Consider the following 22,966-nt stretch of genomic DNA (forward strand, 5'->3'; position numbering starts at 1 on the left):
ATACTCATGCCTTGTTGTTCGACACTTTTAATCACTTGAGCTCGAAAGTCTGCTGAATAAGTCATAATCTTTTTACTTTTCATTTATTTTAAAACTACTGTACCACTTTTATAAAGGCTCTACTATAGCAATTAGCCCGATAGTAAGCTTTGCAGTATCAATATTATGTTGCACCCTTCACCCCTTTTCAAAAACCCAAGCACGTCTATTACCGACGTGCTGTTAAAATCTTAATGATAGCGTCTAGCCTTTTGTACAGTCCCAATTGGGCTGTTGTGTCTCTCTCCATTATCTTTGAGCGATAGTCAAACGCCTGCGACCTATCATAAAGATCCACAAAGTTTAGACTCATTTTAAGCGCTTCAAACATGCTCATTTGGCCATGTTCCATTAGTAAAACAATGTCACTCAACAATATATCGTGCAAGCTGTCTTGCATGCCCTCGTAACTCAAAAAGGGCTTGAAATCGTGCTGGCGTGTATTCGCCAGCAACCTCCCCAATGACTGTAATGCCCTTGTTATCAATGCTGGTATCAACGTAATGCGATAAGTTGGATATGAGGCTATCAAACAACTCAGCCAAGTTATTAAAGTTAAACTCACTAAGATCACTGATAGTTTTGGCCCGTTCTAAAACCTGTTTGTTCAACTCATTTTGGGTTAAGCTATCGTCTAGCTTGTCCCAAACCATATCACCACCCACAATGCTGCTGATATTACCGAAAAGCTGACAAGCCATAAGGCCGCAAGTCCAATCAAACAAATTTTCACATATCGTTTCAAGCAAGCAGACATGAGCACCTCTAATGTGTTGTACGCCTATTTGAGTCTCTTCGTCTAAATGCTCTTTTGGCACCAGTGATTCGACTGTATCAACCAGGTATTCGCTTAAATTGCTTTTAGCTGAATACTTGTTTTGAGATAAGGCTTGTTGGTTTAATAAAAAATAATAACGTTCTTGTACTGTTAACTTGTCAGCCAACTCCGGATAGCCTGTAACTAGAGTAATTAACGCGCTAATACGCTTTTCGTTAAAGCGCTCTGGTATTTTGGCGACCTCCATGGCTTGACCAATAGTAAGATCTGGCATTGGCACTATGTGTTCAAGCAACTGTAACTGCATTACTGCAACGTCTGTCATTTCTTGCCTCCGTTAGATGATGCTCTTAGATTTGCTATATCGTATTTATCCCAGGCGGTTAGGGACAGCAATGTTATTTGAACCTTGATCGCGATTCTGTCACCGTTTTTGTTCATCGGCGCCGTAATAGGTGCTGATAAGCTTTCAATAAACATAGGCTTATATGTTTTCCCAGCGTATTGAAACTGCACGAGCGAAGGTATGGTCGATGAAAACATACCGTCAACACCTTCACTAAGCGTACCCACCACTAAAGACGTATCTGACAGCTTTCTAGGTGATGCGTATTGCTGTAATACGTTTAATGCACGCTCAACTTCGGAAGCTGCATCAACCCACGCCTGAAAAACAAGCGTCCCACTAATGCGCACCGAGCTTGAAGAGGTATAGACTTGACGGCTATTAATCTTAGTAAACGTGGATTTATCTTTTAACCCCAGTAGCTTGTCGGCAGCGTCGCCCGCAACACTCTTAACCGCGCTGTCATCCGCTGTTTCTGGATCTAAGTTAAAATAACTATACATTGATGCGGGTAGTTCGCCCGATTGAAGCATCCCCATCATAGTAGGCATCCGCCCTTCGGGGTTCGATGTTTCAAAGGGTGTTGAGTACTGAGACTCAACTGTAAACTCACCATCTTCAAATAGCGCAGCAATAATGGTATTACCTTCAATGGGGTTATAGGTCTGTTTGCCCTGGCCGCCTTCCACGTTATCTTCAGATACTGGCCGTATCTTAGCGATCAGTCGCTCATTTAAACCTTTGTGCATCCAAGGCACGCCAGATCCTACTACTATGCTTGTCTTGGGCTTGCTTGCATTATCCGCCGGCTTGTTTGTATTTTTTTTCATCTTTCCTCTACCGCTTTAGTTTTCTGCAAACTCTCAATAGCTAAAGACACCAGTAAGTCACGGTAACGCTCAAGCGTGTCTTTAAAAGTCTGCACAAGATCAGGCCTATCTGCCTCTTCAATCTTGCCAGCCAGCTCTTTTGCAAAGTCACTATCAAATCCCAGTGGGTCAAAGCTGCTTTCTGATACTTTGTCGCTAAGGCTTTTAACCTCTTCGCCAAGGTAATCAGTTTCGTTTTCTTTATTGCTTACTAGGCCTAAATCCTTACGCAACTGCATAATCTTTTTAAGCGCTTGTAGCTTTTGCAAATTGCCTAATGTTTTGGCGTCTGATACGGCTGATTTAAGCTCTTTAATCTTTTTAAGTTTTTCAAGCGGTGTTAGTGTCATTGAATCCAAGCGTTGTTCTATCCTGCCATACGTCTAAGGCCATTTGCGGTATATTCTCAATACGAGGCATTTTAATTCTAAGCATTTGTTCTAATGACAACTTGGCAATAGTACGCTGCTTATCTTCATCTTCTAAAGCGTGAAAACCAATGGTGCGCCCTGCCTGCTCAAATGGCATGATTAGTGAAGGCTGCGTAAAGCGGTTGTTCATCAAATCAAGCACGCCCTTGCGCTCATCTGTATAAATACGAGCGTAGCTATCACCATAAGCAATAGCTTGGCGTGCCAATGAAAATACGTGTCGATTAATGATAGGTGCGATATGTTTAGCTTCACGCTCAACCTTTTTTCTAAGCTCTAAGGCTCTGCGGCCCCCTTCTCTGATATGATCGCTTGGTGTAATAAAAATCATATCACCGGTTGACTCATGGCCACCTAAAGCCGCGGTAACGTGCAAGCTTAACGCCTCTGAGACTTGAGGGTCAGCTTGCATAATCTCCCACATCGTATAAATCTGTCTGCGAGTACGCGGCTGTTTTGCCTTGTGATGAAAGGTCCCAAGCTCAAATGGATTGGTGGATTCATAGCTGCGATCTACATCGTCAATAGTAGGCATTTGCTCTGATATTCGAGCCTGTCTGTCATCAATTAAAAAGCTTGCTAGACGTTTTCTAAAATTCATTGTTCACGCCCTTATCTTGGCCCAGAAGTTGAGCTATCACCGCCTCTAACGCCACCGTGTACGTGACCTTTAAGCGATATCCCTCCACCAACTACATCACTAGAAGCTGTCATACTGCCTTGAGTTGAAATATTACCCCTAGCCACCATGGTTCCGTCGGCTGTAATGCCGCCATTGGCTGATATATTGCTACTGGTAGATACGTTACCCTTAACAGACATGGTGCCCGATGTGCTTTGGTTGCCAGTATGGTTAATTTGAGCCTTAACATTCATGTTATCGGCCGTTATGGTTACTGTACTTGCGTCAATGGTCACGCTTTGGGCCTGCATTTGTATCAGGTCTTTTGCTGTCAATGTAATGCGAGCCCTGGCTAATAGCTCTATATTTTGCTGCCTTATGCGGCGAACATCGACTACTGCCTGGCCACCACCATGACGACGGTAAAAAGCGATAACTGGCATTGATGTATCGCCTTGCTCAAAAAACACCCATACGTCGGCACCTGGTAGCAATTCACGCTCTGTATCAAGATCATCATCACCGATTGGATAAGCTAACATAGCGGTAATACCCTCCGGCACCCCATCGGTTAACCCAGCTATTGCTACATTGGCCGTTCTATTGGCCTTGTCATAAGACACCAGCTTGGCTGGGTGAAAATATGGTGATATTACGCTCATTTTTCGCCCTCTAGTTGTGAAAGCCAAGCCTGAGTAGCCATTATTGGCCTGCCTCCCAAAGCCCCGGTGTCATAACGATGGGCTGATGTTAGAACTACCAAGCTATCCTGGCTAAACCCATCATCAATAGTGATTAGCCTGCCAGCTGTTATCTGATCATCAAGCTGCCTTACCATTTTGGCTTTAGTTACCAAGATGCGACGCAAGTTTTGCAACTCTCTTGCATCTGCTCTTGGGTAATAACCTACTTGCTTGTTGTTAAGTGGTGAGCCTAAGATATCTGAATCGTTATCATCAATTGATAAGAAGTTAGTATTGCCATGTGATAAAACATGGGGGTTGTCTATCCACTGTAAAGCGCTGCGATCGTATATAAGCGACTCACCTTTGAATAAGTCGTTAATCCTCACAACAGACACACCACCGTCTCTATATACCGGCACAGCTGCTTCTTTTTGCAATGCGATTGCTATCCTTTTTGTTGGCAGCTGTCCCTTTAAGCATATAAACTGATTTAACTTGATATCGCTTTTTAATCGTATCTTTGCACCCAGGACCCGATAAACCTCGTTAAAGCTTGTATCGTTTAGTGACGTGGCCCTACTAGCTACGCTTAGCAGCGGCTCGCAACCCGACAACACAGCAATAATAATTAATCCACCCACACGCTTTCCAGCCTTAACCGCCTGCATATTTATATGCTGTGATTTGACAATTGTTAAGCTGATGCCGTCGCCAACTATCAGCTTATCGCCAATCTTTAATAGTTCTTTTAGCTCGTCGGTAGCTTTAACTACCATTTCAAGAGATACTGGCACTGGCACCAAGTCAGTACGATATATCGCACTAATAAGGTCACCGCCGCCAATAGTTGAGCCGTCAGATAGAACTATCCTCATTTCCACCAACCGTTGTAATTAATCTGAATGCTTTGAAAAAGATCAATCGTATTGTTAGTTTGGTTTTTACCCTCAAGATCGGCCGTACTATCAACGCTAAAGGGGTGTGTATTAAACGCCTCCCTCTTCATTTCAAGCATAGCTTCTCTGTGGTTTTGGTAGGCCTCACTTGAGCTCATGCCAACCGGCTGCACTCCCAAGTTTTGAGCGCCTTCCATGCGTTTAGCTTGCATAAGGTCGCATCTAGCCACAACAACAGGCCTAATAATGCTCCATTCGTCGTTGTAGATATTTGTTGTGCTATCAAGAAGTAACGTATAGGTATCATCTTTATCATCAAGATCATACGCACGTAACGCACCGCCCCATGCCAGGTAATCGCGGCAAACATCAGTAATAATACGCTCTACATCACTTTCAAGAAGTGAATAACCGGTCGTATATAGCTCTTCATAAAATCGAGTGGCGACACTCTTAATATCGCCCTCGATGTAGCTATCTTGTCTGCTAGTAAACATACAGGCTTACCTTAACCAAAGATAGTTGTACCACCAATGGTAGAAACTGGTTTATAGCCACCAAAAGCGTTTAGCGCGTTGGTTAACAAGCCAGCCAGCTTGTTAGCAGTACCGGCGCCAATATCACCAGTTTGGCCAAAGTAGTTATAACGGCAAGTTACTTGAACTTGCAGGATCTGACTGCGGCTTGCTGAATCAATCTCACCACCACCATCAGGGAAGGTGATAGCACAGTCTTTAAGCAAGTATTCAGTCTTACCTTTAATCTCATTACCATCGGTAGCGAACCCATCATAAACACGCACCAGTGGGATCTCGCCATTGTGTTTAATAACGATATCTTCTGCAAACTTGGCAATGGTGCCTGATTCAGTCTCAATCATGGTCCACTGGCCTTCAAAGTTTGTTTTAGGCGGCGCTGTAACGTGGGCCTGGAAACCATAGGCATAATCTGCGTCGGCTGGCTCGTGGTTGGTTATCATTGGGCGCTGGAAGTTTTGAATAAGGATATAAAGGTTTTCGTAACCTTCTGGCTTACAAATTGCGTTACAAGCAAGCATAGCTGAGCCCAAAGACTTGGCCAGCTCGTGCATTTGAGAATAGGCTTGCAAGGTAGGTGAAGAACTTTTCATAGAAATAACCCTAATCAATAATAAGTGGTAGGGATATTTTGGGGTATAAAGGGATTGAGCTTTTAGGGGTGTTCCTGAAAATTTTTTAGTGCCTTTGGTTCAAGAATCAAAACAATTCAATGATATAATCCTTGATTTCGTCCTTCTCACTTTAGAATACGATATCGATACTAATACTGTGAGTGATTGACTTTCAACTACTACTCTGTTTCCTTTGTGCCTTACCTTGAACTGCATGGATGAAACAGTACAAGGATTAAAAATGACAACTCCTTTATTATTAGCAGCATTTGCTATGGGCTTTTTTGGTTCACCACATTGTTTGGGTATGTGTGGTGGCTTAGTTACCGCTTTTGGTCTATCTATGCAGGAAGTAGGCCCGCTAAAGAAAAGAGGGCTTATTGCTACTTATCACTTTGGTCGCCTGGTTAGTTACTCAATTCTAGGGGTTATTGCAGGTATTGTGGGCACCACGGTCTTAGCCCCACTATTAATGGGCAACTCAACCCCGCGTATTTTACTGGGTCTGGTATTGGTATTCATTGGCCTATCTATGCTGGGCATGCCTTTTTTAAATAAGCTTGAAAAAGTGGGCATGGGCGTTTGGAAAAAACTCTCCCCTTTACGTCAAAAAGTTTTCCCAATAACTACCTTCCCAAGGGCTTTAGCAGCGGGTTTATTATGGGGCTTTTTACCTTGTGGCTTGGTCTATGGCGCTCTACTGATGGCCGTTGTCGGCAATAACATCGCAACTGGGGCTTTATTAATGTTTGTCTTTGGCTTAGGCACGGTTCCCATGTTGGTCGCTACCCAAGAGACTGTGGGCTGGCTACACAAACAAATTGGCCGCTATAAATTACGTCAATTAAATGGCGTCGTAATGATTTTGTCAGGACTGGCAGTAATTGCCCTGCCTATAGCCATGCATAGCATGGGTGGACACGGCGATCACGGCTCGCATGGCGCACATCAAATGCATGATGATTCAGCGATGATTTCTACTACGCACGACCACTCTCAAGATATGCACGGTTCTAATACTGAAGAGCATCAAAACCATGATCACTCACATGCTAACCATCAGTAATTGAACGTGTGTCAATATGGCGACAGGTAGGCCACATGATAGCGATAACCACCAACCGCGACAGCAACATCAACCTGGCTGAAATTAACAGATACAGCAATTTCAGGTACGATATTCCAGGGAACCAGCTTTTCTAAGACAGGGGCAATATCTGAAATATCGCTATTTTCATCATCAAGGGTTAACGCAATACGCACACGGCTAGTCAAAAAAGAACCTGGCATTTGTTTTTCACTTACCGCTATTGGATAAGAGCTTGCCAGCTCTTTTGAATGCCAAAGCCTGAGCACCCTGTTATTACCTGGGAACAACATGTCTAAGACAAACTGCAAAAAAGCCAAGCCACGGCCACTGGCCATAGCCTGCCAGCTAGATAGAATTGTAGACATGATATCAGTTGATAACCCATCTGCGTCTTGTCTCAAGATCACTAGGCCGTTAAGCTTATTGAATCGCTCAATAACAACTGGGCTGCTTTCTAGCCATGGGGTGCCGTAGCTATTCATATCCACCAAATTTTCAAGCTCATATTCTTCGATTAGCTTGGTGAAGATACCAGCAATTGCCATATCAAGCTCATTTGCCTTATGGCTCTCTTGCACCGTTCTAGTAAAATCAGATGCTTGTAACTTGCTAACACTACTCATTTTACAAAGTCCAAATAGCTGTGCCAGTATCGGCCGTTCTCGTCATATCAATCGTAATGCTCTCTTCTGTGATATAGGCCCACTCATGCGGCTTAATGGGGTTCTTAGCGGTATCTTCTGTTAATACAGAAAAGTCACTGATACGATCCTGGAAAGCCGTAATATCACTTCGGATCTTAATAGCAATCTCTTGTTTGTTAAAGCCGTCTGGGTTGTGGTAACTTGATGACAGCGAGCCTTTACCAAAGTTTTCAAGTAGCAATTCTTTGATTTGGGTCTTTACTGAATCCATATCATGCACCGAAGCTAGGCGACCAGAAATAGTTATCTTGTAAGGCCTTTCTGTGACTGCCTTGACGTTAACCTTATCGGTCAGCAATGAGTCGGCATTAGCCACCAGCTTTTTAATATCATCTACCAGTGCATTTTGTTCAGCCTTGTTCTTGGCCACCACGGTTAAGAACAGATGGTTGATTGCATCCAATGAAGCCCCATAGTGCTTCTCATTGATTGTCTCATTCCATATAGCCATGTAATCAAACCGCTGCATGAAATGCTTTCTAACCAAAAAGTCAAAGTTGCCCATAAAAACAGCGTTGTGATCATACATTGATGGGTAGCTGGCAAGTAGTCGCATTTGAGCCACACTTAACGGATCTGCACCAGCTCGTACAAGCTCGCCAGCCTTAAAGTACATATTGAGCTTACTTTCTTCTGTGGCATATATCTCGCTCAAGGCTGCACTGCTTAGGCTTGTTTGATCAACATATCCATAGCTTTGGGTGATTGCGATCTCATAAGTATCGCCAGCTTGAACCGTTGCCCCTGCACGTTCAGAATCACCAAATACAATGGTTATATCTTCAAGATTATGACTCTGCAAGGTGTAAACAGACTGGCCAACACCAGCGTTCATAAATTTTGGTGTGTACTGATAGGTAACACCTAAAGTTGCATTGACAACCGATAAGCCAGAAAAATAAGCCCCATCGGTCGTGGATATATCCAAGCGATAAAACGACTCACTGACAGGTATAGTTGTTTCAATGTAGTTGATAGTGCTTTGCTCTGCCAAAACTTTTTTTGTATCGCCAGGCTGCAATGTGATTGAGGTCATAAGCCGCCATTGTCTGCCAGTACCATCTTCAATCAGACGACCTTGACTTAGGCTTACCTTTTCATCACCGTTGTTTTCAATGGTGATCATGTGCTGGCAAGGTGTAGCAACTGGCAATATACCCTTGTTAATTGCGTCTGCAATGATGGTACTTTGCTTAGACTTGATAAACGGCTCTGTGATGTTAACTGCGTTGTCACGTGATAACCACAATACGGTTTCCACGATAGAGGTCATCATGGCCCTTACCGTGGGGTCGCCAGCTCGCCAGCGATCTGCAACCTCGGGATAGTCGTTTAAATGGCTATCTATACTTGATAGTATCTTTTTTCTTAGCTGGTTACTGGGCACTGACATTGTAGTAATCCTGGTCGATATCGGTTATTGGGTTATCGTTTAATTGAATATCAATATTGCCAATAGATAAGACAACATTAATCCTATCAAAGCCTACTGTCTCAACAGATATGCTCAATTGTTCTTCATCCAACGTATCTATTATCGGTATATCGCGCCTTAGTTTTCTCAAAAAATCATCCGCCGTATCAGCTGACAACTCTTTTAATAACATGGCCTTGGCATCTGCGCCATAGCTTTGAGCAAAGTAACCATTTGGCGGCGTATCTAGCCAATGAATAACCATTTGCCTAATGTGTTCAGCGGTAATCATCTAATGCGCACCTCTGATAACGGGGTGTTAGGGGCTGGCAAGTTAGCCTTATTTATTGTTTTTTTAGCCATTGTCACAAGCTTTGAAGCATCAACGAATCGTGAGTTTTTAACACAAACCAAAAGCATATCAAGCCATACAAAAAATGAGCCTAAAATAGCCATGATGACAAGCAATCCAGCACCCCCAACACCCCAGGACTTCGATATCACCATGACCGCATAAAAACGCCACAATAAGAATATAAGCAGCCCTAAAAGCGGCATGCTCAACAATAGCGATTGGCGCAAGGTATGCCCAATTGCTACTGCCAGCGTATTACTATCAATGACTCTGTTAAGGACTTTTAACCTGCTCAAGATATCAATGTATAAGTAAAACAGCATAATTAGTAGCATGCTGCTTAAAAAAAAGTCCACTAAATAGGCGTTTTGCATACCATTACCTTATGCTGCGTTCTGTTCTTTTACTTTCTCTAGTTGAGTCTCAAGGTATTGTTTTTCTTTGGTCTTAACTTCAATCACCTTGTCCAGCTCTGCGGCCTCTTCTAGCAGTACCTTTAGTGTTTGAGCCTTATTAGCCGGCGCTCTGTTACGCTTGGTTTTAGTTACCTGAGCTCTAGCTCGTCTTGCGCTAAATGCCTTTTGGCCTTGCGAAACAAGCTTTGCAATCTCGTCAACTGATGCGTTAAATGACGGCTTGTAAGAGTTATCAAAGTCACCAGTGGTCGGCTGGGTCTTACTATTGATATCAATACGGAAAATATCTAGGCCGTCGGGCTGATCTGATTCAGGGGCCTCACGAATATAAAGCTTTACAACCTGGCCGCCGTCTAAAGCGATATGAACAGGCCTGGCACTGGCACCAGACACCCTTGATACTCTTAAAACATCAGTAACAACAACTTGCTGTCTGGCTGTTTTGGCTAAACGCTTAACAAAGTCGCTGACAAGCGACGTTTTTTCTGTAATCTCTGATAGTTTCATGAAAAAATAACCCCAAACAAATTAAATGATTGGGGTTATTATCACTTGAGGTTAGCTGTGACTGGTTGGGGTGTTCCAACAAATTACATGCCGACACTGCGACGGTAGTGGCTCGCTTTTAATCCACGACGGATATTGCGCGCTTTTTGAGGGTCGATGTTATAGATATTTCGCTGTAAGCCTTTGGCAAATGACATCATGCGCTTTTTAACAGCAGTGCCGGTTACAGATTTTTTTCGAGCTTTTTTAAGGGCTGCTTTTTGGGCTGCACTTAAACGCATATTGCCGCCAATACGCTTGTTAACAACCGTTACTTTACCATCGCGCACCGCTTTAACTGCTTTATAGGTAACAGTTTTATTGCCTACTTTGCGCTTGGTTTTTCGGCCAACTGTTAAAGGCTTTTTGGCTGCGTCGTACATATCTTCATCATCTTCTTTCATCATTGCATCATAAGTGGCTTCGTCACCGTACGCAAACATAGAAATGAAGTCATCTAGCTCGTCGTCCGCCGGCATATTCTCTAAGATAACTTCTGAGGCTGTTTCGATTGCCGCATCTGCAATATCAATATCGCTATCAAAAACATCGTTAATCAGGTCCTCATCAACGCCCAAAGTGCTCATGGCGTCTGCAATATGAGCTGACAAGACGGTTTTGACAGTTGGGTCAATCTCGTCGTCGTCATCTTCTGGGTCCTCAACAAACACCTCAAGGATCAGGCTATCAAGGAGTTCGCTTGGTAGCAATTCCTGATCCTCAAAGTCAACTTCTGACATGATGCCTGCCAGCATAAATGCCACTTGCAATGCAGCTAAACGCATTTGAGTTGTGGCATGTGTGGCGATGCGCTCGTCAATCGGATCAAATTCAATGGATTCTGCGGCCTGTTTGGCGCTATTAGTAGCGTCAAATTGTGCTTCTTGACGTTCTAACATGCGATCCTGGTTACGCTCGATAATATGACTAGATACTAACATTAATTGTTTTTCCTTTTTTTACACTAACAAAGTGGCATTATTACTTGGTGATTGTGGTTTCAAAGTAAACTTGTCGAGCACAACCTTCGGGGCGTTTAACAAGTCTGATATCAACCTTCTCAAATGGGTTGTCCGATCTTGGCGCAACTTCTAAACCATAAAGTTTGCCGGATAGCTCTGCTACTGGTTGCAACAATCCAGCTGAGCTACAAGCGTTTAGGAAGCGACGGATTTCTGCATCTGCGTCGTTCACATAGCTCGCCATACCTTTAAGCAAGTGCTTCTTAGCAATGCTTACTACTGCGTTATCAACGTAAGTTGTAATTTCAGATGCGTTGATTAAGCGCAAGGCACTTGTTTTGCTATCGTATTGAGTTAGAGCATCACCATAAATCCAGCGATCACCAGCATCGAAGCGCTCATTCAGCACCACGTTCACGCCAGCAGCAGCCAGGGCGTTTTGAGCCTCTTCATCAAGGCTGACGTTTGGCAGCACTTCCATATCACGGAAGCTAACAGGAAAGTCGTAACCAGCAACAGGGCGGTTAACAGGTGGGATGCCAGATGCGTTGGTAAGGGCGTTACGAACAAGCAATTGGCCTAGATAATCACCGACACAAGGGCGCCATTTTTTACGTGATAGTACGCTTGCGCTGTTTGAAGGGCGTGATACGTTCGGGTTCCAGAAGATCCAGAAACGATGGTCTTTAATGTTGATTGAGTCAGCAAGTGCCGCGGCTGCCACCCAGTCATTAATATTGCCTAAATCTAGCAGTACGTGACAGTTTAGCTTGTCCATAACTTTGGTTGTAGCTTCAATAATTGGCATATCGTCAGTTGAGCAAACAACGATATAGCGTGGGCGTTCACGCATATCAAGCAGGCTACGTGTAATCTGTTCTGGCGTTGACTCAACAACCTTGCTGGCTGGCACGTCAACCACAATTTCAGCCTTGCGGTATGTACCGTGGTCTTTTAGGGCTTTAACAGCTTTTAACGCATCTACAACCTGGGTTGCATTAGTCTTAGAATAGGTGGTTTCAACTTGCTCAAAGAAATCGTTGCTGCTATCTAGCGCGCCATGAAAATCAAGCTTTTGCGTGATATATGAAAAGTCGTTTGGATAGTTGTTTTCAAGCTCGTCTGCGCCACCGCCAGTATATAGGCGGCCCTGCAAAGAAGTGATCTTGCTATCATCAACCTTATCTGCAAATGTGATGTCAAATAACAGATTGTTTAACGGGTCATTTGCGTTAGTTGGTGTCTTGTCATCAACTACTTGTATCTTGGCTACGACGTTGTTGTCAAAGCCGTATTCAGTAACAAGCTCGATAGTTGCTAATGCCTTACTTTCCTTGCTATTGGTGATAGTAACGGAAGTAGGCAGGATATTAATAAACAGTTGAGTTGCCATAAAAAATGCCTATATTGGTGAATATAGGCATAGTATAGAGTTGGGCTAACAGTATTGTTTAGGGGTGTTCCTAGTAATATTTCGCCTCACCGCGCGGCGGGCAGGTTCCCCAGGCTGGTTTGGGTAGGATCCATGCCGAAGCATTAGCATAGAAGCTTCGTGGTTCGGATGTTATTTTAGATACGCACCATTGGGATAGATCTTGGTTAAATACACTTGCTCCATTAAACATATTACTCATGTCAGTAACATTTGAAGTGTTCCAATTGTTAATATCTTGATTAAAGTTTTTTGCACTGTTAAACATAGCTCTCATATTGGTAACATTTGAAACATCCCATTTGCTAATGTCTTGGTTGAACTCTCTTGCACCGTTAAACGCTGATTCCATACTTACAACATTAGAAACATCCCACCCACCAATGTCTTGGTTGAATGTGGATGTAGAGAATGCAGCGTCAAGATTAGTTACATTTGACACATCCCAACCCTCTACACCTTTAAAGGTAGTATTTTCTGACTGCTGAAATACACCTGCCATGTTAGTCACGTTAGATACATCATAGTGAGAAACATCCACTATCTTAGGTTCGCCATTACCACCCATTAATGAACTGTTGTAGAAATGAAACATCATTTCCATATCTGTCATGTTGCTAGTTGCATACCGTTCAAGATTGGCATGGTGTTCAGCCATGTCACTCAGATAGGTTGAACTACCCCTGGAATAAGGTATTTTATGAATACTTAAATACTCAGTTGGATCACCCTCAAAGATATAAGTCTCACCCTCTGGTACACCTTTGTTATAAACAACGCCAGTATCAGTGGTTTTATACCAACCATGGCCAGGATAGTCTTTGGCTAGGCCAGACTCTCTATGTATCTTTTCAAGTCTAGCTACTCGTGATTCTGCTTCTGCAATATTTGGAATACCCTCTGTTTTTTCAGACAGCTTGGTTAAGTCGCTACCAATCACTAATGAGCGATCCAGCAATTCCTCTAATGGCCCTGTAAGGCCTTTGATTTTTGAAACTAACGACACGCTAACTTCGTCTATAAACTTAATAAATTCATCATGTGATACTAACTTTTTCATCTACTCACCTATGTTGATTGATGTGGCTAAAAAAAATGCCCATATTCTTAGATATGGGCATAGTATAAAGTCAGACAATGGTTTTGGTTGCACGTGTTCCTATACCGCTTGAGTATCTTCGCCCAAGTCTTGCTCATCTACTTGATGATACGACTCTAGCTTAGTAATTCGTGCTTCCAGGTCATGCAACGGATCAATTTTTTGAGATAAAGTGGTGATAGTTGCTTCGCTCTCGCCAATGCGACCATCTAGCTTTTCAACCCCTCGCTTAATATCAGCAATCATTGACCCTACCGACGCACCAAGCGTGTCGATAAATTCATTTAACTTTTCATGTGGTACTAATTTTTTCATATTATCCACCTATGCTTGGCCTTCTGTAGTACCATCGCTAATTGCTTGCTCTAAAGCCTCTGCAAATCGCTCTGCATAGCCTTCGCCAAACTCTAAATCCTCTTCTGCTAAAGCGGCAATGTTGGTGCGTGCCTGCTTCTGCTGCTCTGTATCAAAAGATTGAGCTTTTGCTGCACTAACAATACCGTTATCAGCCTGGGCCAATGCGGTAATCTTATCCGCCAATTCTTTCAAAGTATCTGAATCAGCATCGGCACCGTTGATCAAGTCGGTAACAGCTTGCGTTAATTCGTCCTTGGTAGCATAAGGTGCTACTAACCCAGGTAACGATGAAACAAGGGCGTATTCTTCGCCTTCTGGTGCCTTGTCAGCCTTAGCTTTCAATTCTTCTTTAGTTGCCAGCGGCTCAATAGCAGTTGCGATCCCACCTAATATGCCCTCTTTTTGTGCTTCAAGGTCATCAATTGAGGCTGCACCGATATTGCTGCGTCCTTGGGCTTTTTCCTCTAGGGTAAATTTCTGTTCAACTGTTACGTTAACCAGGCCCTTATCTGTTTGAGCTAAAGCGGTAATCTTATCTGCTAATTCTTTTAGTGTATCTGAATCAGCATCAGCACCATTGATAAGGTCCGTTACAGCTTTTGTTAACTCAACCTTAGTAGCAAATGGGGTTAAGTCGATCTCTGGGATAGCGTCGATAGCTTCTTGGATTTTCTCGCCAGTCTTAGCAAGTTCACCACGGATCGCTTCATCTTCTGCTTTACGGGTTTGCTCTTCTGCACCAATAGCTTCTAACAGCTGGCTTGCATTAGCTTCAATAGAATCAGTCAATTCAGTTTTAGCTTGCGTAAGTTCGCTGCGTGTAGAATGAGTGTTGCTAAGTTTTTCTACTGCGCTGCTAAGCTCTGCCGTTGACACTGCATCAATGTTCTTACGGGCCGTTTCTTTTTCAGCTACTTTAAAGCTTTGCTTGTTAGCTGCACTTACTAAGCCTTTATCAGCCTGGGCTAAAGCTGTGATCTTGTCCGCGAGCTCTTTTAGCGTATCAGAATCGGCATCAGCGCCATTAATCAGGTCCACAATGGCCTGTGTTAGCTCGTCCTTAGTGGCGTATGAGGCCAAATCAGGAAGCGCTGAAACTAAAGCGTATTCCTCGCCTTCTGGAGCCTTATCAGCCTTAGTAGCAATCTGCTCATTGATAGCGGTTTCAGCGGCTTCACGGGCCGTTTTTTCAGCTTCAATAGCTTCTTGCAGCTGCTCGCCAGCTTTAGTTAGTTCGCCTCGAATAGCTGCATCTTCTGCATCAACAGCTTCTTTTAGCTTTTGATCAGCCTGGGCAAACTCACTGCGAATAACAGTACCCTCAACCTTTCTGGCTTCTTCTTCTGCGCTAATGGCTTCTTGAAGTTGCTGGCTAGACTGGGTAAGCTCGCTGCGAATCGCTGCGTCTTTCGCTTCAACGTCGTCTTTTAAGCTTTGGTCTGCTAAAGCAAGTTCGCTGCGAATAGCCGTGTTTTCAGACTTACGCTCGGCCTGCTCTTTATCAATAGCTACTTGTAGATCAACGCCTTTATCCTGAATAGATTGATTCAGTTCAGTTTTGGCTTGCTCAAGTTCAGTGCGATCAGCCTTAGTGCTATTGATTGTCGCTACTGATTCATCAAAAACCGCCTTAGCTACTGCGTCGATATTTTTACGAGCAATTTCCTTGTTGGTTTCTTCAAACTCTTGAGCACTGGTAGCACTAACTAGGCCCTTATCGGCTTGGGCTAGGGCTGTGATCTTATCGGCCAACTCTTTTAACGTATCAGAATCAACATCAGCGCCATTGATTAAGTCAGTGATCGCTTTGGTTAGCTCATTTTTAGTAGCAAACTCACTGCGAATAGCTGCATCTTCTGACTTACGGGCTGCGCTTTCTGCATCAATAGTGCTTTGTATTAACTGATTAATGCCTGCCAGCTCGCCACGAATAGCCGTATCTTCTGCTTTACGTGCGTTCTCTTCTGAAGCAACCTTTGCCTTTAGGCTTTGGTCGATAAGCGACAATTCACCACGGATCGCTTCATCTTCCGCTTTACGAGCACCTTCTTCTGCTAAAACAGCTGCTTGCACCAGGCTATCAGCTTTGTTGAAGTCGTTACGAATAGAAGAGTCTCTTGCGTTGATAGTCTCAATCAGGCTGTCTTTTAGCTTTTTATCAGCTTGGGCAAACTCGCTGCGAATAGCGGTATCTTCAACCTTACGAACCACCGATTCTGCATCAATACCGCTTTGTAGCACCTCGATATAATTGGTAACTTCACTGCGTAAAGAGATTTCTTTGGTGTTGATCATCGCTGTTAAAGCTTCTTTGTTCATGTCGTCTGCATGAGCAAATGCTGTGCGAATTGCTGCGCTGTCTGCTTTGCGATTAGCTACTTCATCATCAATAGATGATCTAAGCTGGGCGCTCTTAGTGTTAATAGAGTCCCTTAACTCTGTCTTGGCTAAGCTAAGCTCTTCACGGGTTGCTTTAACTTGTTCGATGTTAGCTACCGCTGTTTCAAACGTTGCTTTAGCTACTGCGTCAATATTATTACGAGCAATCTCTTTATTAGCCGCCTTGAATGATTGGGTTTCGGTAGCACTTACCAATCCCTTATCAGCTTGAGCTAGGGCAGTAATTTTGTCTGCAAGTTCTTTTAAAGAGTCTGAATCTGCATCTGCACCATTGATTAAATCGGTGATCGCCTGGGTTAACTCGGCTTTAGTCGCGTACTTGTTACGGATATCAGTATCTTGCGCTTTACGGGTTGCCGCTTCTGAATCAATCGCTTTTTGTAGCTCTTGGTCGGCCAGGGTAAAGTCATTACGGATAGCGGTATCTTCTGCTAAGCGTTCAGCTGCTTCATCTTCAAGTGCTTTTTGGGCCTGCTGGCTAGATTCAGCAAGTTCACCACGAATAGCAGTATCTTCGGCTTTACGTGCTTCTGATTCTTGCTTAACTTCTTGCTTTAGTGCTTGGTCAGCTTGCGCAAGTTCACCACGAATGGCCGTGTCTGCTGCTTCAAATGTGTTTTTAAGTGACTTATCGGCAGCTGCAAACTCACTGCGAATTGCTGCGTCCGCTGCGTCAACCGCTTTCTTTAAGTCTTGATCAGCTTTGGCAAACTCACCGCGAATGGCTTTATCTTCGGCTTTACGAGAAGTCTCCTCTGCACTAATAGCCGTTTGTAGTTGGGTTTTGGCTTCCTGGATTGAGCTAGATAATTCTGTTTCAACCTGGTTAAGTTCAGTACGTGATGCCTTGTCGCTATCGATAACATTAACTTGTTGAGCAAAGTTTTCATCAGCTTCAAACAAGTCAGCGATCTTATCTGCAAGCTCTTTTAAAGTATCATCATCTTCATCAGCACCGTTGATAAGATCAGTGATAGCTTGTTGTAGCTCTACCTTGCTGGCAAGCTTGGCAGCCTCTTCTTTAGTGGCGTAAATTTCGCCAGCCTCAACAGTTGCTTTTTTAACCTCGTTAATGGCAGCAACAACGCTCTTTTTATCGCCAGTTGTAAGCTTGTCAACGCCGCCAATATCTTTACCGATACGGGCAGCGAGTTCTCTTACATCTGCGTCCTTAGTAAGGATAACGCCTTTAATACTCATGATCACTCTTCCTCTTTTTCTTCGCCTGATTGCTCATATACTGAAATATAGCCGCTACTTAATTTAATATCGTCAACTTTCACAGACCGCTGGCAGGCCTCTTCAAGTTCCTCAATTTTGCCCTCTTCCACCAGAACATACGCCATAAATAAACTCCTATTACTGATTTTGGCCTTGTTGATAATCAGGGATATATTGGCCGTCACCGACTTGCATATCGCCTTCTTTAATAGTTTTGTTAAAGCAATCAGTTAAGCCACTCAAGTCGGCTCGCTTGTAGCTGCTGCCCACTCGCATAACCCAAACTTCACTCAATCCACTGTTTAAAGCGTCCTCAATAGCCAGGAAACTGGGGTTTGCCACATCACGGCCTAGAATGGCAGAAAAGTTGCCTTCATTGACCTTAAACGGGATCCCGATAACGCCACGTTTGAACTTACCAATGATGATACCGTTCGTGACGTTTTGAAGTTTCGTAGACTCTGTGTTATCAATAACATCACCACGCTGCACGCCAACAGCGGCTTTTAAAATCTTAGTTGTGATCATAAATCCGCCTTAGTTTTTAACTTCTTTTTGAAGTAGGAATAAAAAGCGATTATCCCTACCCATACCCATGCGATACAGGTTTGTATCGCTATCCAACATCTGCAACTTATGCTCGGTTCTATACTCTTCACGCTGGTATCGACAACAAAGCATTGAGTCCTTGATGTACGCAAAGATCACGTCAGACGTGATATCAGTTGCATATCTATTGTCATCAAGTGCCACCATGGGGTCTTTGCCGCCTCGAATTGAGGCAACAATACTCCCAACAAGCGAACCATTGCGACCAACCCATAACTTTGAATCAATACCAGATTGATAGGCAATTACTAGGTTCATATCGCGAGTAAAGGCAACCGAAACCGATGTTATGCTCTTATCGGTTAGCACCCTATCAGGCCTAGTAGAATCAGTACGCTGCAAATAAATGGCCGCCCCATCCGTCCAAGCCTGCCAGACATAATTGGTTATACCTTGAGTGGTGTCGCCTATATCAACACCACCTAAACAAAACGAGCGTGTATTGGGGTGCTTTCTATCCCTTGGCTCATGCAGATCACCAAGCCATTTTCTTGCACGCTTAATTTTGTTATTCGGTAACATTTAAATCGCCTTCGTAACGTGACCAAGTAAAGCGAATTGGCACCGTCAAGGTATCGTTTTTCGACTTAGGTATTGGGTCGTCACTCTGCTGTGATCCGTACTGAATCTGATAGTTACCCATAGTTGTTGGTACCAACACACTTCTAACCGGAAAACGTGCATCATCAAGACCGAAGAAAATACTCATGTCGCGTGTGTATGAGCCTTCCTCGTAGTCACTAAGCGTTACACTGGCGGCCTCACCCATATTGATGCTTGGCACACCTGTAACCTCGCCAATATCGCCAGCATACGAATAGAAACCGTTATAGGTTTCTGATGAATATTCGGTATCTTCTGCAAACGCCATGCCTGCCTTGTATTCATAGTAAGCACCTTCATCACCAATACCAGACAAACGGCATCTAGCGTTATATAGCTTTTCGCCCCCAATATCATCGGTAATCTTGATGGAAAAATCTTTATCCGATAGGTCAAAAACCTGCCAGATGCGGTAGGTGATCTCCAGCACTTCATCTTCTTTAAGCGTGATTGTGATTGGTTCACCTTCTGCGCTTTTGATTAATGCCCTGGTGCAAAGATGGTATTCATCTTCACTGACAAACTCACTAGCCAAACCAACCTCTGAAATAGACTCGCCGCTAATATCCTCAAAGCGATATGTGCTAGAACGCCATACCTTGAACTCTTGATCACCACTTAAATACGGCTCTGAACCTCTATCATCAGCTTCAATAGAGTTGTTTTTAGCCACAAAGCTGACCAACTTGTCTTGTGTGGCTTCTGGTGCATCCTCGCCGGCGCCAATCACACAGTGAGCAAAAATATCATCACCGTGGCCACCGCCAAAAAAGTCCAAGCCTGTGTTAAGAAACATGTTCTTTTGGTAGCCGGTATCTTGAACAGTTGTACCGTCCTTCTTTTTAACAATGCAACGCAGCTCGCCTGCAAAACCTGTTTTCATCTTTTTCTCCTAATGGCGTGGAAACCATGCGCTTAAGGGCATGGAGGAAACGCCATAATAGCTAAAATGTTGATTTTTCACATTTTTAATAATAAAATGTGAAATATGAAGCATCGTGCTTATAAATTCCGCTTTTACCCAACTGATGAACAAGCTAAACTGCTTGCTCAAACGTTCGGCTGCGTGCGGTTTGTCTATAACACGATATTGCGCTGGCGTACTGATGAGTATTACCAAAGCAAGGCAAAAATAGGCTATATTCAAGCAAGTGCTAAACTTACTGAATTGAAAAAACAACCTGAATTTGCTTTTTTGAATGATGTTTCTTGTGTTCCCACACAACAAGCTCTTAGACACCAACAAACGGCTTTTAAGAACTTCTTTGAGGGCCGTGCCAAATATCCAACATTCAAAAAGAAAACCCATAAACAATCGGCTGAATTTACCAAAAACACCTTTAAATACAGGGACGGTAAAATCTACATCGCCAAAAGCAAAGAGCCGCTTGATATACGTTGGTCTAGGCAACTGCCAAGCGCACCAAGCACCATTACCATTTCCAAAGATTGTGCAGGACGTTACTTTGTATCGTGCCTGTGCGAGTTTAAAAATCAGGTCTTGCCAAAGTCTGATAGCAATATCGGTATTGACGTTGGCATTAAACACCTGTTTGTTACCGATAGCGGTATTAAAATCGATAATCCTCGCCTGACTGCTAAATACGCCACTAAACTCACCAAAGCCCAGCGCGCCTTGAGTCGAAAAAAACTCGGCTCGGCTAATCGCGCTAAGGCTAAGATGAGAGTTGCTCGTATTCACGCCAAAATCTCCGATTGTCGATTGGATAACTTGCACAAGTTGTCCCGCAAATTAATAAACGAAAACCAAGTTATTTGTGTTGAATCGCTTCGAATAAAAAACATGATTAAAAATCCTAAGCTGGCCAAGCATATCGCTGACACCGGTTGGGGTAACTTTGTTAACCAGTTGGAATACAAAGCGGACTGGGCTGGTCGGACTATCTCTAAGATAGACCAATTTTTCCCAAGCTCTAAACGCTGTTCCAACTGTGGATATACCTTGAATTTCTTGGCGCTTGATACACGCCACTGGGATTGCCCTGAGTGCAAAACCACCCATGACCGTGATATCAATGCTGCCAGAAACATTTTAACCGCAGGGCTTGCGGGGTTAGCCTTTGGAGAGAATGTCAGTCTTGTGTAGTTAGTCTGCATGAGCTGTTCTCGCTGAATTAGGAAGTTCTCGGTAGCAATATCGGGAATCCCCTCACTTTAGGGAGGGGAGGAAGTCAACCTCTGTGTTGTAAAGATATTTAGTGGTTTAATAATTGGGGTGTAGCCGTCCTGGGAAACCTCTATATCCACTTGTTCAAAATCAATCTTGGTTGCATCCAAGGCTTCAACTCCAACTAAATAGCCGCTATTTGCATCATAATTGCCAGCAAGGTAATTAATATGCTCGATATCCATAAGCTCTAAGTCGGCTGAATAACCATCGCTTATCGTCGTGTAGTAACCCTTGTCTGTTATGTGGACGCTCAACGGTTTAACTGCTGGCAAGTAACCGCTATCAACCTTGATATCGACAACACTTAAAGCTTGGTGTAATACCAGTGATAACTGCTCAACTTGCGGCTGGTAACTCTCGTCATTAGCAGTCGTCTCAACCAGCCCATTCGACATAATTAAGTCTAGCAAGGTATAACTTTGTGTATAAAAGCCTGTTCCTGCATTTGCGCTCTGAGTCTGCAATGCCTGTGATAGCTGAACGTCTAGAATTTCAGCTTTAGGTGTGTATTTTGAGTGAATGTCTTTTTCTTTGGTTTTCGATATGCGCTCAATGTTTAGCTGGCTGGCTGATACGCTATAACCATACTCATAATCAAATGATTTAAAGCCATAACGCAATGATGCTGGCAGCACCTCAATGCCAGCCTTGTGGCTATCTGTAATTGGTGCTGGCTGTTTAAGCACTGTTCCTAGATGGGATTGCAGCAACTCAAGTGTTGGCTTGTAACCCTCTGCAATATCAAACGCCTTGCCAAATGTCATTTTCTTAATATCAAAGTGAGTAACGCCAGGTAAGTATGAATCAACGATATCGCCAGCCTTTTTGATTAGCGACCTTAATTGAGCGTCAAGCGGCTCAAGCAATGGCACGTAAATATCATCCCTAACCATTGGCACTGGGTATAAATTACTTTCAAATGCTATTTGCTCAAACGTCTTTCCATCTGTAACTTCGGTTCCATTGCTAAGCTTTAGAATTGGATCGCCTATACGCAAGATCCACAACTCAGTGGCTCCAGCAATGAAGGCATCTTGAACAATTAAATAACTTGGGTTGGCCCGATCCTCACCCAGTAAGGCCTTGTAGTTTTGGGGATTGACCTTGAATGGCTTGTCTGAACGGCCACGCTTGAAGCGGCCAACAATAACGCCATTTTGGTTGATTGACGGCACGTTTGGGCTTGCATTTCCAGAAACCTCGTCCTGGCTTATACCTACTGCACGTCCTAAAGTATTGCTATTTAACATTTAAGCCGCCCTTAGCCAAAAGACGGCTGCGATGCAAAGCACCACAGCCTATAGGGTTTAAAGAATTACTAAAACTTTGCCGCGCGTTGCGTTGATCTGTTCGATATTGCGCAACACACGCTCTTTGGTAATGCTTGGCTTGAGTTCGATAACCGCTTCTTTACGAGCGTAAAACAAGGTGCGGCTATGCGGGTCATATAGATTGTATGCACCACTGTTGTAAACAGTGATTTGTTCAAACTCTTTTGCCTCAACTTCTGCTTCAACTTCTGCTTCTACTGGCTCAAGGTCGCCCTGTTGAGCGTCAAGAAATCGCCATACTAAAGCGTCTTTACTATCGCTTGAGTGATAAGCAACGCCCAGGCCTTTGAGCTCTGCTTGCAGTTCTTTAACCGTATAGGTTTCATCAACTTCTGCATATTCAGGGTTGATAACAAGATCTGCTAAATTGCCTGGTACTTGTTTTGGTTCTGTCATAATCAGCCTCATGTTTTTGTCAA

26 protein-coding genes are annotated in these 22,966 nt (G+C 43.6%); 2 read left to right on the forward strand and 24 right to left on the reverse strand.

Annotation, left to right across the window (positions count from 1 at the left end; all coding sequences use genetic code 11):
* Positions 1-404 precede the first annotated feature (404 nt).
* The 8 genes from JMX92_RS07175 to JMX92_RS07210 form a co-directional block, all read right to left on the reverse strand.
* Positions 405-1,142 (reverse strand): hypothetical protein, encoded by a 738-nt coding sequence (locus JMX92_RS07175; RefSeq protein ID WP_201544799.1) that lies wholly within the window; start codon positions 1,140-1,142, stop codon positions 405-407.
* Positions 1,139-1,993 (reverse strand): hypothetical protein, encoded by an 855-nt coding sequence (locus JMX92_RS07180; RefSeq protein ID WP_201544801.1) that lies wholly within the window; start codon positions 1,991-1,993, stop codon positions 1,139-1,141. Before JMX92_RS07180 ends, JMX92_RS07175 begins: the two co-directional genes overlap by 4 nt.
* Positions 1,990-2,382, reverse strand: a complete 393-nt coding sequence (locus JMX92_RS07185; protein ID WP_227675305.1) for a hypothetical protein — start codon at positions 2,380-2,382, stop codon at positions 1,990-1,992. Before JMX92_RS07185 ends, JMX92_RS07180 begins: the two co-directional genes overlap by 4 nt.
* Complete coding sequence (locus tag JMX92_RS07190; RefSeq protein WP_227675306.1) at positions 2,363-3,064, reverse strand: hypothetical protein; 702 nt, start codon at positions 3,062-3,064, stop codon at positions 2,363-2,365. Before JMX92_RS07190 ends, JMX92_RS07185 begins: the two co-directional genes overlap by 20 nt.
* An 11-nt stretch (positions 3,065-3,075) precedes the next feature.
* Positions 3,076-3,747: a hypothetical protein gene (locus JMX92_RS07195; RefSeq protein WP_201544803.1), complete on the reverse strand. Its 672-nt coding sequence runs from the start codon at positions 3,745-3,747 to the stop codon at positions 3,076-3,078.
* Positions 3,744-4,565 (reverse strand): hypothetical protein, encoded by an 822-nt coding sequence (locus JMX92_RS07200; RefSeq protein ID WP_227675307.1) that lies wholly within the window; start codon positions 4,563-4,565, stop codon positions 3,744-3,746. Before JMX92_RS07200 ends, JMX92_RS07195 begins: the two co-directional genes overlap by 4 nt.
* Before the next feature lie 77 nt (positions 4,566-4,642).
* On the reverse strand, positions 4,643-5,164 hold the full coding sequence (locus tag JMX92_RS07205) for a hypothetical protein (protein WP_201544806.1): 522 nt from the start codon (positions 5,162-5,164) through the stop codon (positions 4,643-4,645).
* An 11-nt stretch (positions 5,165-5,175) separates the two neighbouring features.
* Entirely contained in the window at positions 5,176-5,796 is a 621-nt protein-coding gene (locus JMX92_RS07210) for a hypothetical protein (protein ID WP_007395053.1), read from the reverse strand.
* Between the two features lie 262 nt (positions 5,797-6,058).
* Between JMX92_RS07210 and JMX92_RS07215 the strand changes: the two genes are divergently transcribed.
* Positions 6,059-6,883: a sulfite exporter TauE/SafE family protein gene (locus JMX92_RS07215; protein WP_201544807.1), complete on the forward strand. Its 825-nt coding sequence runs from the start codon at positions 6,059-6,061 to the stop codon at positions 6,881-6,883.
* A gap of 11 nt (positions 6,884-6,894) precedes the next feature.
* On the opposite strand, the gene JMX92_RS07220 is transcribed toward JMX92_RS07215, so the two are convergent.
* The 14 genes from JMX92_RS07220 to JMX92_RS07285 form a co-directional block, all read right to left on the reverse strand.
* Positions 6,895-7,530, reverse strand: a complete 636-nt coding sequence (locus JMX92_RS07220; RefSeq protein WP_201544808.1) for a hypothetical protein — start codon at positions 7,528-7,530, stop codon at positions 6,895-6,897.
* Position 7,531: 1 nt separating this feature from the next.
* Positions 7,532-9,004, reverse strand: coding sequence for a hypothetical protein (locus JMX92_RS07225; RefSeq protein ID WP_201544809.1), 1,473 nt, complete (start codon positions 9,002-9,004; stop codon positions 7,532-7,534).
* Positions 8,988-9,317 (reverse strand): hypothetical protein, encoded by a 330-nt coding sequence (locus JMX92_RS07230; protein ID WP_201544810.1) that lies wholly within the window; start codon positions 9,315-9,317, stop codon positions 8,988-8,990. Before JMX92_RS07230 ends, JMX92_RS07225 begins: the two co-directional genes overlap by 17 nt.
* A complete protein-coding gene (locus tag JMX92_RS07235) occupies positions 9,314-9,754 on the reverse strand; it encodes a hypothetical protein (RefSeq protein ID WP_201544811.1) in 441 nt (146 codons plus the stop codon). The genes JMX92_RS07230 and JMX92_RS07235 overlap by 4 nt, the downstream gene beginning before the upstream one ends.
* Positions 9,755-9,763: 9 nt before the next feature.
* Positions 9,764-10,303, reverse strand: coding sequence for a hypothetical protein (locus JMX92_RS07240; RefSeq protein WP_201544813.1), 540 nt, complete (start codon positions 10,301-10,303; stop codon positions 9,764-9,766).
* An 83-nt stretch (positions 10,304-10,386) separates the two neighbouring features.
* Positions 10,387-11,283, reverse strand: a complete 897-nt coding sequence (locus JMX92_RS07245; RefSeq protein WP_201544815.1) for a hypothetical protein — start codon at positions 11,281-11,283, stop codon at positions 10,387-10,389.
* Positions 11,284-11,323: 40 nt separating this feature from the next.
* Positions 11,324-12,697, reverse strand: coding sequence for a hypothetical protein (locus JMX92_RS07250; RefSeq protein ID WP_201544816.1), 1,374 nt, complete (start codon positions 12,695-12,697; stop codon positions 11,324-11,326).
* 70 nt (positions 12,698-12,767) lie between these two features.
* Positions 12,768-13,796, reverse strand: coding sequence for a BspA family leucine-rich repeat surface protein (locus JMX92_RS07255; RefSeq protein ID WP_201544817.1), 1,029 nt, complete (start codon positions 13,794-13,796; stop codon positions 12,768-12,770).
* Between the two features lie 99 nt (positions 13,797-13,895).
* Positions 13,896-14,150: a hypothetical protein gene (locus JMX92_RS07260; RefSeq protein ID WP_201544818.1), complete on the reverse strand. Its 255-nt coding sequence runs from the start codon at positions 14,148-14,150 to the stop codon at positions 13,896-13,898.
* Between the two features lie 9 nt (positions 14,151-14,159).
* Positions 14,160-17,792 carry a hypothetical protein gene (locus JMX92_RS07265; RefSeq protein ID WP_201544819.1) on the reverse strand — a complete coding sequence of 1,211 codons (3,633 nt, stop codon included), beginning with the start codon at positions 17,790-17,792 and terminating at the stop codon, positions 14,160-14,162.
* A gap of 2 nt (positions 17,793-17,794) precedes the next feature.
* Positions 17,795-17,938 (reverse strand): hypothetical protein, encoded by a 144-nt coding sequence (locus JMX92_RS07270; protein ID WP_201544820.1) that lies wholly within the window; start codon positions 17,936-17,938, stop codon positions 17,795-17,797.
* Between the two features lie 13 nt (positions 17,939-17,951).
* Complete coding sequence (locus tag JMX92_RS07275; RefSeq protein ID WP_201544821.1) at positions 17,952-18,341, reverse strand: hypothetical protein; 390 nt, start codon at positions 18,339-18,341, stop codon at positions 17,952-17,954.
* Positions 18,342-18,350: 9 nt separating this feature from the next.
* The gene (locus JMX92_RS07280; RefSeq protein WP_201544822.1) at positions 18,351-18,944 is read right to left on the reverse strand and encodes a hypothetical protein; all 594 of its coding nucleotides are present in this window, start codon (positions 18,942-18,944) and stop codon (positions 18,351-18,353) included.
* Positions 18,931-19,908: a hypothetical protein gene (locus tag JMX92_RS07285; protein WP_201544823.1), complete on the reverse strand. Its 978-nt coding sequence runs from the start codon at positions 19,906-19,908 to the stop codon at positions 18,931-18,933. The genes JMX92_RS07280 and JMX92_RS07285 overlap by 14 nt, the downstream gene beginning before the upstream one ends.
* 105 nt (positions 19,909-20,013) lie before the next feature.
* Between JMX92_RS07285 and JMX92_RS07290 the strand changes: the two genes are divergently transcribed.
* On the forward strand, positions 20,014-21,132 hold the full coding sequence (locus JMX92_RS07290) for an RNA-guided endonuclease InsQ/TnpB family protein (RefSeq protein ID WP_201544825.1): 1,119 nt from the start codon (positions 20,014-20,016) through the stop codon (positions 21,130-21,132).
* A 68-nt stretch (positions 21,133-21,200) separates the two neighbouring features.
* On the opposite strand, the gene JMX92_RS07295 is transcribed toward JMX92_RS07290, so the two are convergent.
* Together JMX92_RS07295 and JMX92_RS07300 are read right to left on the reverse strand one after the other, a co-directional pair.
* A complete protein-coding gene (locus JMX92_RS07295; RefSeq protein ID WP_201544827.1) occupies positions 21,201-22,466 on the reverse strand; it encodes a hypothetical protein in 1,266 nt (421 codons plus the stop codon).
* Between the two features lie 57 nt (positions 22,467-22,523).
* On the reverse strand, positions 22,524-22,943 hold the full coding sequence (locus JMX92_RS07300; RefSeq protein WP_201544829.1) for a hypothetical protein: 420 nt from the start codon (positions 22,941-22,943) through the stop codon (positions 22,524-22,526).
* Positions 22,944-22,966: the final 23 nt, after the last annotated feature.

Source organism: Psychrobacter sp. H7-1, assembly GCF_904846585.1.
GTDB lineage: Bacteria > Pseudomonadota > Gammaproteobacteria > Pseudomonadales > Moraxellaceae > Psychrobacter > Psychrobacter raelei.

Excerpts from the sequence above, each read along its gene's own strand:
- JMX92_RS07290 (WP_201544825.1), top strand. The coding sequence starts at position 20,014 with ATGAAGCATCGTGCTTATAAATTCCGCTTTTACCCAACTGATGAACAA.
- JMX92_RS07225 (WP_201544809.1), bottom strand. The coding sequence starts at position 9,004 with ATGTCAGTGCCCAGTAACCAGCTAAGAAAAAAGATACTATCAAGTATA.
- JMX92_RS07185 (WP_227675305.1), bottom strand. The coding sequence starts at position 2,382 with ATGACACTAACACCGCTTGAAAAACTTAAAAAGATTAAAGAGCTTAAA.
- JMX92_RS07270 (WP_201544820.1), bottom strand. The coding sequence starts at position 17,938 with ATGGCGTATGTTCTGGTGGAAGAGGGCAAAATTGAGGAACTTGAAGAG.
- JMX92_RS07295 (WP_201544827.1), bottom strand. The coding sequence starts at position 22,466 with ATGTTAAATAGCAATACTTTAGGACGTGCAGTAGGTATAAGCCAGGAC.
- JMX92_RS07180 (WP_201544801.1), bottom strand. The coding sequence starts at position 1,993 with ATGAAAAAAAATACAAACAAGCCGGCGGATAATGCAAGCAAGCCCAAG.
- JMX92_RS07215 (WP_201544807.1), top strand. The coding sequence starts at position 6,059 with ATGACAACTCCTTTATTATTAGCAGCATTTGCTATGGGCTTTTTTGGT.
- JMX92_RS07195 (WP_201544803.1), bottom strand. The coding sequence starts at position 3,747 with ATGAGCGTAATATCACCATATTTTCACCCAGCCAAGCTGGTGTCTTAT.
- JMX92_RS07260 (WP_201544818.1), bottom strand. The coding sequence starts at position 14,150 with ATGAAAAAATTAGTACCACATGAAAAGTTAAATGAATTTATCGACACG.
- JMX92_RS07230 (WP_201544810.1), bottom strand. The coding sequence starts at position 9,317 with ATGATTACCGCTGAACACATTAGGCAAATGGTTATTCATTGGCTAGAT.
- JMX92_RS07300 (WP_201544829.1), bottom strand. The coding sequence starts at position 22,943 with ATGACAGAACCAAAACAAGTACCAGGCAATTTAGCAGATCTTGTTATC.
- JMX92_RS07220 (WP_201544808.1), bottom strand. The coding sequence starts at position 7,530 with ATGAGTAGTGTTAGCAAGTTACAAGCATCTGATTTTACTAGAACGGTG.
- JMX92_RS07175 (WP_201544799.1), bottom strand. The coding sequence starts at position 1,142 with ATGACAGACGTTGCAGTAATGCAGTTACAGTTGCTTGAACACATAGTG.
- JMX92_RS07285 (WP_201544823.1), bottom strand. The coding sequence starts at position 19,908 with ATGAAAACAGGTTTTGCAGGCGAGCTGCGTTGCATTGTTAAAAAGAAG.
- JMX92_RS07265 (WP_201544819.1), bottom strand. The coding sequence starts at position 17,792 with ATGAGTATTAAAGGCGTTATCCTTACTAAGGACGCAGATGTAAGAGAA.
- JMX92_RS07255 (WP_201544817.1), bottom strand. The coding sequence starts at position 13,796 with ATGAAAAAGTTAGTATCACATGATGAATTTATTAAGTTTATAGACGAA.
- JMX92_RS07280 (WP_201544822.1), bottom strand. The coding sequence starts at position 18,944 with ATGTTACCGAATAACAAAATTAAGCGTGCAAGAAAATGGCTTGGTGAT.
- JMX92_RS07275 (WP_201544821.1), bottom strand. The coding sequence starts at position 18,341 with ATGATCACAACTAAGATTTTAAAAGCCGCTGTTGGCGTGCAGCGTGGT.
- JMX92_RS07240 (WP_201544813.1), bottom strand. The coding sequence starts at position 10,303 with ATGAAACTATCAGAGATTACAGAAAAAACGTCGCTTGTCAGCGACTTT.
- JMX92_RS07210 (WP_007395053.1), bottom strand. The coding sequence starts at position 5,796 with ATGAAAAGTTCTTCACCTACCTTGCAAGCCTATTCTCAAATGCACGAG.
- JMX92_RS07250 (WP_201544816.1), bottom strand. The coding sequence starts at position 12,697 with ATGGCAACTCAACTGTTTATTAATATCCTGCCTACTTCCGTTACTATC.
- JMX92_RS07235 (WP_201544811.1), bottom strand. The coding sequence starts at position 9,754 with ATGCAAAACGCCTATTTAGTGGACTTTTTTTTAAGCAGCATGCTACTA.
- JMX92_RS07245 (WP_201544815.1), bottom strand. The coding sequence starts at position 11,283 with ATGTTAGTATCTAGTCATATTATCGAGCGTAACCAGGATCGCATGTTA.
- JMX92_RS07190 (WP_227675306.1), bottom strand. The coding sequence starts at position 3,064 with ATGAATTTTAGAAAACGTCTAGCAAGCTTTTTAATTGATGACAGACAG.
- JMX92_RS07205 (WP_201544806.1), bottom strand. The coding sequence starts at position 5,164 with ATGTTTACTAGCAGACAAGATAGCTACATCGAGGGCGATATTAAGAGT.